This is a genomic window from Paenibacillus sp. MDV22-iso6 (genome assembly GCF_058408365.1).
The window spans coordinates 243323-259748 of the sequence record NZ_JBZVDZ010000001.1; the positions used below are offsets into that span (position 1 = coordinate 243323).

A 16426-nucleotide genomic window follows, 5' to 3' on the forward strand; every position below is an offset into this window, starting at 1 on the left:
TGGTCAAATATCAACATTAGAATTTAACATAGCCTTAGGCAAAGGAAACAGAAAGGGAGTGATCGTCCTTGATTGAAGTGGTAACCGAGATTACAATACATGCGCCCATTGAGCGATGCTTTGACTATGCGCGGGACATTGATATTCATACCCGGACCGTCTGGAAACATACCCGTGAGCAGGCTGTAGCGGGTGTTACAACGGGCAGAATTGGTGAAGGCGATACGGTAACTTTCGAAGCGAGCCATTTCGGGATAAGGCAAAAGCTGACTTCCCGGATCGCCGCGTACAATCGGCCGTATCTCTTTGTGGATCAGATGGAGAAAGGTGCTTTCAAGAGCATGAGACATGAACACAGTTTTAGCAAGCTTGGAGAGCAGACCACTTGTATGAGGGACACACTGAGATTCGAAGCTCCCCTTGGCGTTCTGGGTTGGGTTGCAGAGCGGATTGTACTCAAGAGGTATATGCAGGCTTTCCTGGAGAGCCGTAATTTGAAGCTAAAGGCGTTACTAGAGAATAGATAGAGCCGATCTGTAAGGAGGAAATGATAGTTGATGGAAAACGAATATTTTGTAGGTTGGGGCACACTTGCCCTTATTAATGCCGGACTTGCTCAGGGAAAAAACAGAAGTGGTCGTAACTGGTTTCTGATTTCCCTGTTATTTGGTCCGTTAGCCACGCTGTTTATTGTGGTATGGAATAAGCTGGATTAAGTTCTTTTATTGATCCGAATTCCGATGGATATATCGATCAATGGTCCAGAACAGAAGCGCAGCGGCACTCACGCCTGCACCCAGCCAGCAAACGCCAGTCCAACCTGCCCATGCGTATACTTGAGTAGACGCAATGGAGCCGGTAGCACTTCCTATTGAATAAAAGATCATGTAGGCGCCCGTCAAACGGCTCTGCGCCTCAGGTCGAACTTCATAGATCAGACTCTGGTTGGTGACATGTACGGCCTGAACGGCAAGGTCCAGCATAATTACCCCAGCTACAAGCAGCCATAAAGAGTGGTGAACATAGCCAATGGGCAGCCAGGATAGAAGCAATATGACCAGAGCGACGCCCGTCGTCTTTTGTCCCAATCCCCGATCAGCCAGTTTTCCAGCACGTGCAGCAGCCAAGGCACCAGCAGCTCCCGCGAGACCAAAGGCTCCAATAGCAGTATGTGACAGGGAAAGTGGTGGAGCGCTAAGTGGCAACACCATGGAAGTCCATAACGTGCTAAAGGCTGTGAAAATTAACATGGCGAGAACGCCGCGTGTTCGCAGAATAGGCAACTCACGGTACAGTTGCATGACTGAAACAATTAATTGGGTGTAGCTGAGTTTCTCTCGCTTGGGTTCGTGTTTTGGGAGTACAAGAAACAGTGCGATAATCCCGAGTAATGTCAGACTGGCAGAGAAGAGATAGACTGATCTCCAGCCGATCCAATCGTTTAAGGTGCCTGCTATGGTTCGCGCCAGTAATATGCCTATGACGATTCCGCTTGTGACCAGACCGACGATACGCCCTCGTTCTGAAGGTACAGCCAGGGAGGCGGCAAAGGCAACGAGTGTTTGTGTAATCACGGCAAGCAGCCCGATGGCGGCCATTCCAATGAATAGAACCTGGCTGGATGATGAGGTACCGACAGTAACCAGGGCGATTACGGATAAAAGCATCTGGATCATGATCAGCTTGCGCCGGTTCAATAGATCACCAAGTGGGACCAGTAATAACAATCCGAGGGCGTAACAAATCTGGGTTACGGTAATAACGATTCCAATAGAGGAATGAGAGATTCTAAACTCGTCAGCAATGGAGTCGAGCAAAGGCTGGGCATAATAAATGTTGGCTACCGCCAGTCCGCTGCACAGGGCAAATAACAGCGCGACAAGTCGGGACATGCCTGGACGTCCTTCGCTGAAGGGATGTGCTTGATGAGATGGATTTTGCATGGATGATTCACCTTTCTGTATTCGAATGTGGTAAGTTAGGGGGAGCGGTAAGAACACGGTTGAATTTAAATATACCGATCAGTATATTATGATTCCGAATAAACATACTTCACGCTTTGACACGATGTCAAGAAATAAAATGGAATGGTTGATTTTTCTTTTATAAATAAAGATAGGTTTGACATGGAAATTGGATATAGATTAAAATAGATGTATACTGATCGATACATAAAGAGGGTGAATACATGGTTAGACAACGGGAATTTGATACGGATCAGGCACTGGAAGCAGCGATGCAGATTTTTTGGGATAAGGGATTTGAGGCGACGTCCCTAAGTGATCTGACAACAGCCATGGGAATTCAACGTCCCAGTCTTTATGCGGCTTTTGGTGACAAAAAGGAATTGTTTGAAACGGCACTTCGCAGATATACAACTTTGCATGCCGGGCAGGTCAGATCTAGGCTTCAACATACATCCTCTGTAAAAGAAGCCTTCCGTACCTTATTTGAACATATCGGAGCAGAAGGGGATGTGACAGATACTCGTCACGGCTGTTTTTGCATCAATACGATGGTTGAACTGGCTCCACATGACCCCAAATTCGCTGTTCTGACACGCGAGCACCAGATGTATCTCGGGGCGATTTTCAAGGAGACGATTGAACGGGGGCAGGAAAACGGGGAACTGTCTAATGATTTCGACGCAAGTGCGTTGTCCAAGTCTCTGGTTGTATCGATGATTGGATTGACCGTGATGATGAAATCGGAGCCGGATCGCTCATTTGTGCAGCAGAGTATTAAGGTTACGTTATCGTTGCTTGAGGAATGAGGGAAGGATTCCATTTTTAGAAAGGGTGTTCATATGGAGCGTTATTTTCATAGGATCTACCTAGTCGTTTTATACATTATAGGTGTGCTGCTGACGACATACGGCGGGATGGGGATCATCGAGTTCAGTTTGATTGTGATTGGCATGCTTGCTTTTATTGCTATTGTGGGTTCGCTAACAGAGAATGATCAATCGAAATTAGATACGATTTTTTGGAAAATACGGTCCTTGCTTCAAGTGGCGATGGCCATACTGATGACGGCGCTGCTTTTCAAGCTGTTCTGAAGTGAGAGCGAGAAGCGGGAATCTGTTCCTGCTCTTTTTGTGTCTGAGGACATTGGGCAGATGAGGGCTTGAGTTGATACAATACAGATAGGGTATAGATTAAATTAGGGTGTATACTATGATTTACATATTCGGGTAACATTGTTCAAAGAATGTTTGATGATGCACATATATGAGGAGGAGATTCAACCATGCAGACGAAGTTGCGTTGTGCCATATTGGATGATTATCAGAATGTAGCCCTTTCTTCAGCGGATTGGACTCCTATCCTGGATCGAGTTGAGGTTCAGACGTTCAATAACTATTTGGGATCAGAAGAGAAGGTCGTTCAGGAACTGCAGGATTTTGAAATTATTGTCTTGATGCGTGAGCGTACACCATTTCCTGAATCCGTGATTACACAATTGCCCAAACTCAAGCTTCTGATTACAAGCGGCATGCGCAATGCCTCCATTGATCTCCGTGCCGCGGAAGAAAGTGGAGTAATCGTCTGTGGCACGGAAGGCAGCTCGAACCCGCCGACGGAACTGACATGGGCGCTGATACTGGGTCTGTCCAGACAGCTGGTAACTGAAAATAACGCACTGCGTTCCAATCGGAATTGGCAGAGTACAGTGGGCATGGATTTGTACGGAAAGACACTGGGATTGCTCGGTTTAGGCAAGATTGGCAGCCGGATGGCAGAGATTGCACAAGCCTTTGGCATGAACGTGATCGCCTGGAGTAAGAATTTGACACAGACAAGAGCAGAGGAGCAGGGAGTCCAGTGGGCAGAGACGAAGGAACAGCTGCTGGAACAAAGCGATATTGTTTCCATTCATCTGGTGCTCAGTGATCGCACTCGTAATCTGATCGGACGAGCCGAGCTGCAACGGATGAAAAATACTGCTTTATTGATCAATACGTCCCGTGCAGGCATTGTGGATCAAGAGGCGATGGTCGAAGCTTTACAGAATGAGTGGATTGCCGGGGCCGGTCTAGACGTATATGAACAGGAACCTCTTCCTGTGAATCATATGTTGCGTACTCTGCCCAATCTGCTGGCAACACCGCATCTGGGTTATGTGACTCAAGGCAACTATGCCATTTATTTTAACCATACCGTAGAGGATATTGAGATGTTTATGAAAGGAACACCGATTAGACAATTGCTTACGAAGAAGTAATTGCTCGGAGGTGGGTTTGAGATAAAAGGGTGTGAATGAAGATAAAAAAAGGTGTTTCTCAGGACGAAATTCATTCCTGGTGAACACCTTTTTGTGTTTATCGAAGGTTTGGACAGTCCATTAAATCCGGTGTCTTCGCAATCATTCTTATGCGCGTGGTCCTTGTGAAGATGAGCGGATCATGGCAACGCTGGACTCGCGCACAATTAACCGTGGCTCAAATTGAATATGCTCGTAATCCGTGGTGCTCATCTCTCGAATCCGTTTTAACAGCAATTCCGTAGCAAGTCGGGCCACTTCTTCGCCCATAATCGAGACTGAACTGATCTGCGGAGACGTAACGGTAGTCCATTGGTTATTATCAACGCCCACAACTGCGATATCTTCAGGGACACGAACGCCGAGTTCTTTAAACCGATTTACCAGTCCGATGGCGACCATATCGTTAATCGCGTATACGGCATCTGGCATGTGAGTCAGTCCATAGAAATAATCCGCTGCATTAGCTCCCGTATTCAATGAAAAATCTTCTCCGAAGTAAACAAGCGAGATATCTACATGTCCGAGTGCTTGCTCATAAGCCCGATAACGCTCTTCAATAATGTCTTTGGGAGCACCGGCGTATGCAATGCGGGTCCGTCCAATCTTAATCAGATGTTCCATTACCAATTTCCCTTCAGGCTGTGAAAGAGAAACGACATCAGCTTTCATACCAGGGTCCAGCTTTTTACCGTAATTGATCATGGAAATGGGAAGGGGAGCTTTATCAATTAAACCAGGCAATGTTTTGGGATATGCCAAAGGCATGAAAATAAGCCCGTCCACATGCAATTTTTTGATCGTACGAATGGTTTCCAGTTCCGTTCGTGCATTACCCGCCGTATTGATTTGAACCACATGATACCCATGCTGCTTCGCCGTTTGTTCAACAGACCAAGAGATCTCGGGAATGATAGCATTGCGTATGTCGGGAACAACCAGTGCGATCTGATGTGTCTGCCGTATTTTCAAACTCTGGGCAGAGGTATTGGGGACAAATCCAAGCTCCTCAATGGCCTGCAAGACTTTATCCCGTGTTTTGTTGCTGATGCCATCGGAATTGTTAATGGCTCGGGAGACGGTAGCGATACCTACACCTGCAAGTTCTGCAACGTCCTTGATCGTAATCTTCTGATCTTTACTCACGTTTAGTTAACCTCACTTCATCGGAAACGATTCCGAATTTTGAAAATATGTACGAATGCAAAGACAATCCTATACCTTGATTATAACATTTGAGCCAATAACTATCCCGTGAATACGATTGAAAGGACAGAGATGTCTGTTGGTTTTCCAAAAGAACCAAATGGATAAATAGAGAAAAATCGCGCATTCTATATCCATTGAATTAAACATATACACGAGAACGGACAGAAAGCCACAGAGTAAAAAATGATTGATATATTGAAAACGCTGTTATTACACCAGAATTATCGACGTAAAATTCATAAGATAGACATATGTGTGACAAATTATGTTTGACAGCCTATTTAAAATGTGACATATTTAACTTACGGAAACGTTTCCGATTATATCAAAACTTATGATCTGGGAGATGAAACAAATGAAAGCATTGCGTTGGCATGGAGTAAAAGATTTGCGTCTCGAAAATATTGATGAACCCCGCCCTGAACAGGGAAAGGTTAAAATAAAAGTGGAGTGGTGTGGTATCTGTGGCAGTGACTTGCACGAGTACACTGCTGGCCCGATCTTCATTCCGGCTCAAGCACCGCATCCGCTAACAGGGGAACAAGCACCTGTTGTGATGGGGCATGAATTTTCAGGACAAGTCGTTGAAGTAGGAGAAGGCGTGACACGTTATAAGGCAGGTGACCGCGTTGTGGTGGAACCGATCTATGCATGTGGTCATTGTGAAGCCTGTAAACAAGGGAAATATAATTTGTGCGATCAGATGGGTTTCTTGGGTCTGGCTGGGGGAGGCGGAGGTTTCTCGGAGTATGTAACGGCTGAGGAATATATGGTTCATGCCATTCCTGATTCCATCTCGTACGAGCAAGGAGCGTTGGTGGAGCCTTCCGCAGTAGCTCTTCATGCTGTTCGTCAAAGCAAACTGAAAGTTGGCGACACTGCGGCTGTTTTTGGTGCAGGTCCAATCGGGTTGCTGGTTATTGAAGCGTTGAAAGCTTCTGGTGCATCGGATATTTATGTTGTGGAATTATCCGAAGAACGTAAAGCCAAAGCGGAAGAACTTGGCGCTATTGTTATTGATCCTACACAATACAAAGTAGTGGAAGAAATTCATGCACGCACCCAAGGTGGCGTGAATGTAGCTTATGAAGTAACCGGTGTTCCACGGGTGCTGCAACAAGCGATTGATTCAACACGTATTGGCGGTGAATTGATGATCGTCAGCATTTTTGAACAGGAAGCACCGATCCTGCCAAACTCCATTGTCATGAAGGAGCGTACGGTCAATGGCATTATCGGTTACCGTGACGTATTCCCGGCTGTGATTAGCTTGATGGCTAAAGGTTTCTTCCCGGCAGACAAGCTGGTAACCAAACGAATCAGCCTGGATGAAGTGGTAGAGCATGGATTTGAAGCACTGCTGAAAGAGAAAAACCAGGTTAAAATTCTGGTGAAAGCTGAGTAAATTTACCAAGCGAATCACAAGCCAAGTAATAGAGTGGAAGTCAGCGGATGGCAACACGTGCCCGGTTGGAACTCAACTGGAACTGATGTGCAAGCGGTAGGCAACCACAATGAATGAATGACAAATAGACAACGCATCTTCGGATGCGATTGTCTATTTTTTTTGCACAGAACGGGCGGAATTTGTTGCAAGTACGTTTCGTTTTACATAATATGAAATGATACAATTTGTATCATTTTGATGTAAAGGTGTTATTTCATAAAAATGAAGGAGGAAGCGGACATGCAGAGCAATACAAAATGGGCAGCCGTGATTTTGACGATTGTTGCAGGCATGGGCTGGCTGCTTATGGGTAATTCGAAACCCAAAAACAATGTTTCAACCGATCATCAGCCGACTGCCGAACGGGCACTTGCCAAGGTGTCCAGTGCACCTATCACATCCGCTGATGTGACGTCCAAGATTGAGTTGCTTGGAAAACCTTTTAAGAAAGCACCGTATGCCAATAATGTTTGGGACTTGCAGCTGTACAGAGGGAAAATATATATGGGTCATGGGAACAGCAGTAATTTAGGTGTTTCACCTAATGCGGGTCCTATTCCAGTCATTTATTACGATACAGCCAATCCCAAATTTATAACTCAGTCCGTCACCAATAGCAATCCGAGCATCGTTCCTTCGACCAAATTATTTGTAGATGAGGAACAGATTGATATTTATAAAGTGCTGAACGACAAATTGTATATTCCCGGAAATGATTCGGATGGTGAACAGTGGGATATGGGAAACTTCTACCGGTTAGATGGAGATGTATGGACAAAGTATCGCAATCTGCCGCTAGGTGTACACGTATACGATTTGGCGTCCTATCAGGGCAAACTGTTTGCAGCGCTGGGTACCGAGCAGAAACCTACCGTATTAATCTCTCATGATCAAGGCGAAAGTTGGCAAAAATTCGCCACTATCAATACGTTTGGCTTCAGGGCATATACGTTATTTGAGATCAAGGGCAAATTATATGCATCAGGCATGATGTATCCTGCCAATAAAATTTGGGGCGATAAAACCAATGTATTAGAGATTAATGAGAAGCTTGAAAAGAAAGACGTGGTCATTTATGGTAGCAAAATGCTCCCAGGATTATCCTATCAAACGGGCACAGTTCCGTATAATAAAATAGGGAAAAATATTAATTTTAACAATAAGCTGCTTTATATTGCCGGAGGGGTATTCAATGATGGGCAACTGTTACCCAAATCCTTGAATGTGATGACCGACATTAATCAGGCAGCGCGCGTCATTTTGCCAGATACTCAAGCGCTTCCTACGGATCTACTGCTTCGAGAAGGGAAAGTCTATGTGCTTACCTACACTCGCAAAAGTGCAAATCTCTATATAAACCGGGTGTATCAATCGACAGATCTGAACACATGGAATGAAATCCTCCGTTTTAACCAGGACACGTACGCCAAGTCTTTTGAAGAACACGAAGGTGATTTCTACTTTGGGCTGGGCACAGACCCCGACGTTCTATCGACTTCATCAGGCAAATTACTCAGAGTTAATCGCAATGATATCCCTGTTAATTCTAATTAAATGTAAGGAAGATTATGGATTATATACTATGCTTCATCCACATTTTTGGTTACAGAGAGAGCCGTTTAGGTTAATTGTACAGAGCAGGCCAAGATCGTAGAACTTCTTAGATGAAGCTACATCGAGCTTGCTCTATTTTTATGTTCAAGAGATTAATAATCCTTTTAAATCGAAAATTTGAAAATAAAAATCAGAAACTATAAAATAGAAAGGTGATATATCTTAACCAACTCACTGATTAACTTCTGTTGTAGTTATACAAGAGCATGTGCAAGAAAGTGTACATCTTTTCTTCCAATCTAATCGTAAAGGAGCATTACACAATGAATGTACCGTCAGCTTTGTTTAAACCATTTACCTCGGACAAGCTTACCCTGTCCAACCGGATCGTCATGGCACCCATGACTCGTGGATTTTCACCCGAAGGAGTACCCGGACCAGAGGTCGTGGAATATTATCGTCGCAGAGCAGCCGGAGGTGTAGGGCTGATTGTTACGGAAGGAACGGGGATTAACCACCCTTCATCCATTAGTGGCGCGAGCATTCCGCTGTTCCATGGCGAAGAATCATTGCAGGGTTGGGCGAATGTAGTCAAAGCAGTCCATGAGGCAGGTGGCAAAATCATGCCGCAATTGTGGCATGTGGGTACAGCCCGCCGTTCAGGGGACCTGCCTAATGCAGAAGCTGAGCCGGTAGGCCCATCGGGAATAAGCATGGCAGGTGAACCTGAGAGAGAACCATTGTCAGAGGACGAGATCAAGGGTCTTATCCAGGCGTTTGCCCAAGCAGCAGCAGATGCGCAGCGCATCGGTTTTGATGGTATTGAGCTTCACGGGGCTCATGGCTACCTGATTGATCAATTCTTCTGGGAGCACACCAATCGTCGTACGGATAAATATGGAGGCAATCTGACACAGCGCACGCGTTTTGCTGTTGAGGTTATTGAAGCATGTCGCGCTGCAGTAGGTCCTGACTTCCCGATCGTACTTCGTTTCTCCCAATGGAAAATGGGGAACTACGACGCACGGCTGGTGGAAACACCAGAACAACTGGAGCAATTCCTTGCACCCCTCACGGCTGCAGGTGTAGATATTTTCCACTGCTCTACCCGTCGATTCTGGCTGCCGGAATTTGATGGCTCAGAGCTGAATCTTGCAGGCGGACACAGAAAATAAGTGGCAAGCCGGCGATCTCCGTTGGATCGGTAGGTCTCGAAGCGGAATTCGTGGACAGAGCGAACGAAAACCAGGGAACAGGTGACGCTCATCTGGATCAGTTGAACGAGAAAATGGAAAATAATGAATTTGACTTGATCGCGTTGGGGCGTGTACTGCTGAGTGATCCGGAATGGCCAAACAAAGTTCGCGAAGGGCGCCTGTTCGAAATTGTTCCTTTTACAGCAGAAGCATTGAAAACACTCTAAACTGAAAACAAACCTGATGCCGCCGAAAGGCGGCTTTTTCACCTCCCTATAATAATAATTTCAACATATGAAAAATTCACAATAGAAAACCCTTTTTCCCACCGCTGACACCTTTGCTCATCCCCTCCAATCACACACGCCCTAAGGAACAACACCATGAAGTACCACACTTTAAGCCCAAAAAGGGAAATTTTTTTGCGTTTTTAGGCTGCATCATAAGAATATATACTGGAGCCGTCTAATTTTGAAAATGAACCACCTTATGATAAGGTTATGCCTGAACCGCATTCAGCCTGAATGACAACAACGTTTAAGGAGGATGACCATCCTTGCATATCCATAGTCGCAAGTTAAAAAACAAACACATAAACACGCTTCAAATGTTGTGCCTGCTATTCGGAATAATGCTGCTCTTATCCGCATGTGGGCAGTCACAGAAGCCTTCCTCGTCAGAGCAAAATAACAATAATGCCGGAACGGAGACCAATGCGAATTCAAACACAGGTGCAAACAATCAGAATGATCAGGATGATCAACAGAATACAGTGCCTCCACAGGAAGAGAAGGATCCGGTAGAAGAGCAGCTCGACCAATTGTCTTTGGATGAGAAGATCGGACAAATGATTCTGGCGGGTGTTCAGGGAACCACTTTGGATGCTCAAGCGAAACAGATGATCACGAATCAGAAGGTGGGAGGGATTATTTTCTATGCAAATAATGTCTCGACCGTGCCAGGAACAGCAAAGTTCGTACAATCCATTAAGGATGCCAATCGTTCCAATCCGGTTCCTATCTTCATGAGTGTGGATCAGGAGGGTGGCAAAGTTAGTCGAATGCCAGAAACGGTAGAGTCTATACCTTCCAATGGGAAAGTGGGCAAGACGAAGGATGCTGATTTGGCTCAAACGATGGGCAAATTGTTAGCAAGACAAATTCAGCTGTTAGGTTTTAACGTCGATTTTGCTCCAGTACTGGATGTAAACAGTAATCCGAATAACCCGGTAATTGGGGATCGTTCATTTGGGAGTTCAGCCAGTCTGGTCTCCCAAATGGGTATAGCCGAGATGAAGGGATTGCGCAACGAAGGGATTATTCCGGTGGTGAAGCATTTTCCCGGTCATGGAGACACGTCAGTGGACTCCCACTTGGATCTGCCTGTCGTGAACAAAACAGAAAAGCAACTTGCCCAGCTGGAGTGGATTCCGTTTGAGGCAGCGGTGAAGGAACAAGTGGAAGCGGTTATGGTAGCCCATATTTTGTTTCCAAAGCTTGATCCCGACCATCCCGCCTCCTTGTCGGACGTCATTATTGGTCAGCAGTTGCGTGGCAAATTCAAGTATGACGGTGTGGTCATCACAGATGATCTGAGCATGGGCGCGATCGCGAAAAATTATAAGTTGAACGATGCCGCCGTAGCGACGGTTCAGGCAGGAAGTGATATTCTGCTAGTAGCTCACAGTTATGAGAGTGCCAAGACTATTTTTGATACGCTGAAGAGTGCGGTAAAGTCAGGGAAGATTTCAGAATCCCGAATTAATGAAAGTGTATATCGAATTCTGGCTTTGAAACAGAAGTATAACTTGTCCGATGAGGAGCAGCCGTCAGGAGATTTGAAGCAGCTGAACGCTGACATTGTGGATTGGCGCAAGCAGGTCGATGCCCGATAGTACCAACCTGTGTTATGATTTTGGAAAGAGAATTGCATATTCCATTACGACAGGTTAGAGGTGAGACCTTTTTATGTATACGATAATGATTATTGAAGATGATCCGAAGATTGCGGGTCTTCTTCAATCCCATATCGAGCGATATGGTGATAGGGCCGTTGCGGTTGAGGATTTTGAGCAAGTCGTTCAGCAGTTTGAACAAATTAAGCCGCATGTCGTGCTGCTGGATATCAACTTGCCGAGTTACGATGGGTTCTATTGGTGTCGCCAAATTCGTTCCATTTCCACATGTCCGATTATTTTCATCTCGGCCCGAAGTGGCAAGATGGATCAGGTCATGGCGCTTGAGAACGGTGCGGACGATTATATTACGAAGCCGTTTGAGCATGAGATTGTCATGGCCAAAATTCGAAGTCAGCTGCGCCGGGTGTATGGCGATTACGCTACGCGTCATGAAGAGCGCAAGGTGGAACTGGATGGACTAACTGTTTATCTGGAAAGATTGGAGATGGAGCTCGGTGACCGCAAGATACAACTGACCAAGAAAGAAACCATTTTGCTGGAGACGTTGCTGCGTCGCAGTCCCAAACTGGTTAGTCGTGAAACCATCTTGGAAAAGCTGTGGGATGATTCCTTTGTGGATGATAATACACTTAGCGTGAATGTGACCCGCGTTCGTAAACGATTGACTGAGCTGGGAATTACAGATGCGCTGGAGACGGTAAGAGGTTCAGGTTATCGACTCAACAGTAATTGGAAGGCATCGTCGCCTTCATGAAGTTGTTTATCAAAGAACATATTGTACTGACTTGTTGGGTAATCGTTGTGCTGCTCACCGTGGTTGCGGTCTTCTGGTACGACGGCTATGACCACTGGTTAACGGCCACGTATGCGGTATCTCTGGGGTTAGTCCTATACGCAGCCTATCTCATTTATCGGTATCTGTCCCATCGCATGTTTTATTCCCGGATGTCCCATCGAATGAATGATCTAAAAGAATTTGTTCCATTGAATGAGCCTGCTCCCTTGCCACAGGCATTGTCAGAACTGCTGGACTCACAGTACGGTCATTATTATGCGCATCTGCATCGTCTGGAACAGCGTCAACAGGAATATCTAACTTTTATGAATCAATGGGTTCATCAGATGAAAACACCTTTGTCCGTCATTGAACTGACGGTTGAGGATCAGGAGGATGAGGACCCCCGTTTCATCAGCATTCGAGAGGAAGCAGACCAGATGAGACGAGGACTGGAAACGGTGTTGTACATGGCGCGGCTGGAGACATTTGAACAGGATTTCAGTGTGGAGCCCGTATCCCTCAAGACGGCCGGAGAAGAAGCCATCCATGAACTGAAACGATTCTTCATTCGCAATCACGTATATCCCGAGATGAAAATTGATTCTGCGTTAGTGGTTCAGTCGGATGCAAAGTGGATTCGGTTTGTCCTCGTACAGCTGTTATCCAATGCCATCAAGTACTCTTCCGGGGGGAACGGGCAAAAGGTAACCATCCAGGCTTATGAATCCACACGATCCATTATTCTTGAAGTGAAGGATCAGGGAGTAGGTATTCCCAAGTCGGATCTCAACCGAGTGTACCAGCCTTTTTTCACCGGAGAGAATGGGCGTCACTTTAAAGAATCTACGGGGATGGGACTGTATATTGTTAAGGATGTCCTGACACGAATGAACCATCGGATTGATCTTACATCCATTCAGGGAGAAGGGACAACGGTAACCATTACATTTGAAATCTAAATATAAAGTGCATAATGTGGAACGAATTGAGAAGACGTCTGGTGCCCTGATAGGGGATCGGCGTCTTTCTCATTTTCTACATAGAAGAAACACGCCAAAGGGCGACGAGACATGTAACCTTACAATAATGTCATGAAGATGAAAGGTTAATCCATAGGAGAATGGTCGAAACTTCGATAGACTGAAATCAGAAAGTAGAGAACGACCTCGAATTGCGATGAAGTTCAGTTCAACTTGGTTTAATTCATATCCGAAATCTAAAAGGAGCCATTAACCTATGGAGATATGTTCAGTGAAACAGATTAGCAAAATTTATAAAGGGATCGTGTCATACGAAGCCTTGTCAGGTATTGATCTCAGTATTCAGGAGGGTGAATTCGTTGGCATCATGGGTCCATCAGGCAGCGGCAAAACAACGTTGCTAAACATGATTTCAACCATTGACCACCCTACTTCAGGGGAACTGAAGATTGCAGGTAAGAACCCGTTTGAACTGAATCACGATGAACTGGCTTTGTTCAGACGCCGAGAGCTGGGGTTCGTATTTCAGTCGTTTAACCTGCTCAACACACTCACGGTAAAAGAAAATATTGTCCTGCCGCTTACGCTGGACGGAGTACCGGTTGAGGAGATGAATGAACGTGTTGATCGACTCGCAGAGAAGCTCGGCATCGCATCTCTTCTGAACAAACGCACGTATGAAATTTCCGGAGGTCAAGCCCAGCGGACAGCAATCGCACGAGCCCTGATTCATTCTCCCAAGCTGGTGCTGGCCGATGAGCCTACAGGAAATCTCGATTCGAAGGCAGCGCGTGATGTAATGGAGATGCTGGAACGTCGCAACCAGGAAGATCGAGCCACCATGTTGCTGGTCACGCATGACGCTGTTGCGGCAAGTTATTGCAGCCGGGTTGTATTTATTAAGGATGGACGTCTTTACAACGAGATTCATTACGGAGATAACCGATCGACGTTCTATCAACGAATTATCAACGTATTATCCCTGATGGGAGGCTCAGGACATGAATTTTCGCCAGTTCGCCATTAATAATGTTGTTCGGAACAAACGAATTTACCTGGCCCATTTTCTGAGCAGTACGTTTTCCGTCATGATCTTTTTTACGTATGCACTTCTTTTGTTTCACCCGGATCTGAAGGATGGACTGAAGGGTTCAAGTGGGACAGTGACCATGCTTGCGAATCAGGGGTTTTTAATTGCTGAGATCATTATTTTCATCTTTTCGTTTCTGTTTCTGCTCTATTCCGTAGGTTCATTTCTAAAGACGCGTAAAAAAGAATTCGGCATATTTCAAATCATTGGCATGACACGTAAACAGATGAACCGACTGTTATTTATGGAAAACTTGTGCATTGGACTCGCCGCCATTGTGGCAGGCGTTGGATTAGGAATGATCTTTGCCAAGCTGATCCTGTTGATCTGCGGTTCGATGCTGGCGGTGGAAGAAAGTCTCCGATTCTATTTTCCATTAAAAGCAATCGCACTTACTGTCGGAGCATTTCTGCTGCTGTTTGTTGTGATTGCGCTGAGCTCATCGCTGCTGATGCGAAAAGGGTCATTGATTGACCTTGTAAAATCAGAGGAAAAACCAAAACCCGAGCCAAAGGCTTCTCGTCTTTTAGCACTTCTCTCCGTCATACTCATTGGGGGTGGATATGTGGGTGTATTTGCCTTTGTATGGATCACATACTCTTTCCCTTTGCTGCTTGGTAGTGTTGTTTTGGTTATTGCAGGCACGTATTTGTTATTCACCCAACTTAGTGTGTATGCCATTCGGGCGCTCAAAGGCAATAAGCGTTTGTTTTTCCGCAAAACGAATTTGCTATTTCTGTCCGAACTTACCTATCGAATGAAAGATAATGCGGTCATGTTTTTTATGGTAAGTGTGATTTCGGCTTCCGCCTTTACAGGCATTGGCACGATGCTGGCGATCGCTGATCCGGGATTGTCATCGATGTCAAATCCATATGCGTTTACCTACCAAAATTCATGGGATACACCTGGCGCAGAACGGCACATCAGGAAGATTGAAGAGACACTGATTGATAATGAGGTTCCGTACCAGAAAGGAAGTTATATTCCGCTGTTTGATGACGAAGGGGACTATATCATCAAACTAAGTGAATATAATCATCTTGCCAAGGCGCTCGGTTACCAAGAGCGAACTCTCGAGAATGTTAACGATTCCTTTATGACTCCGGGCAATCTTACGAGTCGTAAGACATTACGAGCAGAAGCTGGGCAGGGTTCAACTCAGAAAAATATCAGTATGTGGGAAGTTCAGGAAAAGGTCAGATTAACAACACCTGCAACCGATATCGTCATCCCTGTTGAATTCAAAAGGGAAGTTTATGTGGTATCTAATGAGCTGTACGACAAGATGAATAAGGAATTTAATATTCAAATCGAGGCTGATGAAAATTATTATCCCGATAAAAAAACTCAATTTGTTGTGACAGATTGGATGGGAACGCGGAAGTTTGCTCCTGATCTGGTCGAATCCATTCAAAATGACTCAGATGGTCAGGGGTACTTCGAGATCAGCGCTCTCGTGCTGGATTGGCTTAATTCCAAACAAACTAATGGTATTATCCTTATTCTGAGCGGATTGATTGGCATTGTCTTTTTCACCTTTGCTGCAAGCTTTACCTACTTCCGGTTATATGCAGATCTGGAACGGGATGAAGAACAGTACCGCATGATTGGTAAGATGGGACTGAGTCGCCCGGAGCTTCGCAACATCGTAACCAGACAACTGGTATTGATGTTTTTCCTGCCAATAGCCTTGGCCATTATCCACAGCTCTGTTGCATTTGTTGCATTACAGCAGTTGGTTGATTTCTCTGTTATGGGTTATACTTTGCGCATTTTCCTCGTATTTGCATCCATGCAGATTCTGTTCTTCCTTCTGGTACGCTGGCGCTATCTGCGTCATATGTATGCCAAATTGATCTAATATAAATCGAATAGAACAGACACCGGACCTTAGGTTTGGTGTCTGTTGACTTTTTCCTCCAAAGCAAAGTACTATTTCAATAGATACAATATGTATCATTTTAGTTAACTTGAGTCTCGAAATGATT

14 protein-coding genes and 1 pseudogene are annotated in these 16426 nt (G+C 45.3%); 13 read left to right on the forward strand and 2 right to left on the reverse strand.

Annotation, left to right across the window (positions count from 1 at the left end; genetic code table 11):
• The first annotated feature begins 77 nt into the window (after positions 1-77).
• Together AC4PM4_RS01150 and AC4PM4_RS01155 are read left to right on the forward strand one after the other, a co-directional pair.
• Positions 78-527 carry an SRPBCC family protein gene (locus AC4PM4_RS01150; protein ID WP_342671810.1) on the forward strand — a complete coding sequence of 150 codons (450 nt, stop codon included), beginning with the start codon at positions 78-80 and terminating at the stop codon, positions 525-527.
• A gap of 27 nt (positions 528-554) precedes the next feature.
• Positions 555-716, forward strand: a complete 162-nt coding sequence (locus tag AC4PM4_RS01155; protein ID WP_157258459.1) for a hypothetical protein — start codon at positions 555-557, stop codon at positions 714-716.
• Positions 717-722: 6 nt separating this feature from the next.
• On the opposite strand, the gene AC4PM4_RS01160 is transcribed toward AC4PM4_RS01155, so the two are convergent.
• A complete protein-coding gene (locus AC4PM4_RS01160) occupies positions 723-1943 on the reverse strand; it encodes an MFS transporter (RefSeq protein WP_063563445.1) in 1221 nt (406 codons plus the stop codon).
• A 245-nt stretch (positions 1944-2188) separates the two neighbouring features.
• Between AC4PM4_RS01160 and AC4PM4_RS01165 the strand changes: the two genes are divergently transcribed.
• The 3 genes from AC4PM4_RS01165 to AC4PM4_RS01175 all read left to right on the forward strand — a co-directional run bounded on the left by AC4PM4_RS01165 (position 2189) and on the right by AC4PM4_RS01175 (position 4224).
• On the forward strand, positions 2189-2773 hold the full coding sequence (locus tag AC4PM4_RS01165; RefSeq protein WP_491612501.1) for a TetR/AcrR family transcriptional regulator: 585 nt from the start codon (positions 2189-2191) through the stop codon (positions 2771-2773).
• A gap of 33 nt (positions 2774-2806) precedes the next feature.
• The gene (locus tag AC4PM4_RS01170; RefSeq protein WP_072732596.1) at positions 2807-3058 is read left to right on the forward strand and encodes a hypothetical protein; all 252 of its coding nucleotides are present in this window, start codon (positions 2807-2809) and stop codon (positions 3056-3058) included.
• 191 nt (positions 3059-3249) lie between these two features.
• Positions 3250-4224 (forward strand): D-2-hydroxyacid dehydrogenase family protein, encoded by a 975-nt coding sequence (locus AC4PM4_RS01175; RefSeq protein WP_491612502.1) that lies wholly within the window; start codon positions 3250-3252, stop codon positions 4222-4224.
• A gap of 147 nt (positions 4225-4371) precedes the next feature.
• On the opposite strand, the gene AC4PM4_RS01180 is transcribed toward AC4PM4_RS01175, so the two are convergent.
• A complete protein-coding gene (locus AC4PM4_RS01180) occupies positions 4372-5409 on the reverse strand; it encodes a LacI family DNA-binding transcriptional regulator (RefSeq protein ID WP_063563449.1) in 1038 nt (345 codons plus the stop codon).
• A 418-nt stretch (positions 5410-5827) separates the two neighbouring features.
• On the opposite strand from AC4PM4_RS01180, the gene AC4PM4_RS01185 reads away from it, so the two are divergent.
• The 8 genes and pseudogenes from AC4PM4_RS01185 (at position 5828) to AC4PM4_RS01220 (ending at position 16299) form a co-directional block, all read left to right on the forward strand.
• Positions 5828-6877, forward strand: coding sequence for a 2,3-butanediol dehydrogenase (locus AC4PM4_RS01185; RefSeq protein WP_063563450.1), 1050 nt, complete (start codon positions 5828-5830; stop codon positions 6875-6877).
• A gap of 282 nt (positions 6878-7159) precedes the next feature.
• The gene (locus AC4PM4_RS01190; RefSeq protein WP_491612503.1) at positions 7160-8473 is read left to right on the forward strand and encodes a hypothetical protein; all 1314 of its coding nucleotides are present in this window, start codon (positions 7160-7162) and stop codon (positions 8471-8473) included.
• Positions 8474-8796: 323 nt separating this feature from the next.
• Positions 8797-9896 (forward strand): annotated as a pseudogene (locus AC4PM4_RS01195) (NADH:flavin oxidoreductase).
• Positions 9897-10225: 329 nt separating this feature from the next.
• Positions 10226-11563 (forward strand): beta-N-acetylhexosaminidase, encoded by a 1338-nt coding sequence (nagZ, locus tag AC4PM4_RS01200; protein ID WP_244552062.1) that lies wholly within the window; start codon positions 10226-10228, stop codon positions 11561-11563.
• Between the two features lie 73 nt (positions 11564-11636).
• Entirely contained in the window at positions 11637-12341 is a 705-nt protein-coding gene (locus AC4PM4_RS01205) for a response regulator transcription factor (protein WP_090805844.1), read from the forward strand.
• Positions 12338-13324 (forward strand): sensor histidine kinase, encoded by a 987-nt coding sequence (locus AC4PM4_RS01210; protein WP_491612504.1) that lies wholly within the window; start codon positions 12338-12340, stop codon positions 13322-13324. Before AC4PM4_RS01205 ends, AC4PM4_RS01210 begins: the two co-directional genes overlap by 4 nt.
• A 277-nt stretch (positions 13325-13601) precedes the next feature.
• A complete protein-coding gene (locus tag AC4PM4_RS01215) occupies positions 13602-14372 on the forward strand; it encodes an ABC transporter ATP-binding protein (RefSeq protein WP_072732602.1) in 771 nt (256 codons plus the stop codon).
• Positions 14347-16299 carry an ABC transporter permease gene (locus tag AC4PM4_RS01220; protein ID WP_491612505.1) on the forward strand — a complete coding sequence of 651 codons (1953 nt, stop codon included), beginning with the start codon at positions 14347-14349 and terminating at the stop codon, positions 16297-16299. The genes AC4PM4_RS01215 and AC4PM4_RS01220 overlap by 26 nt, the downstream gene beginning before the upstream one ends.
• The last annotated feature ends 127 nt before the right edge of the window (positions 16300-16426 follow it).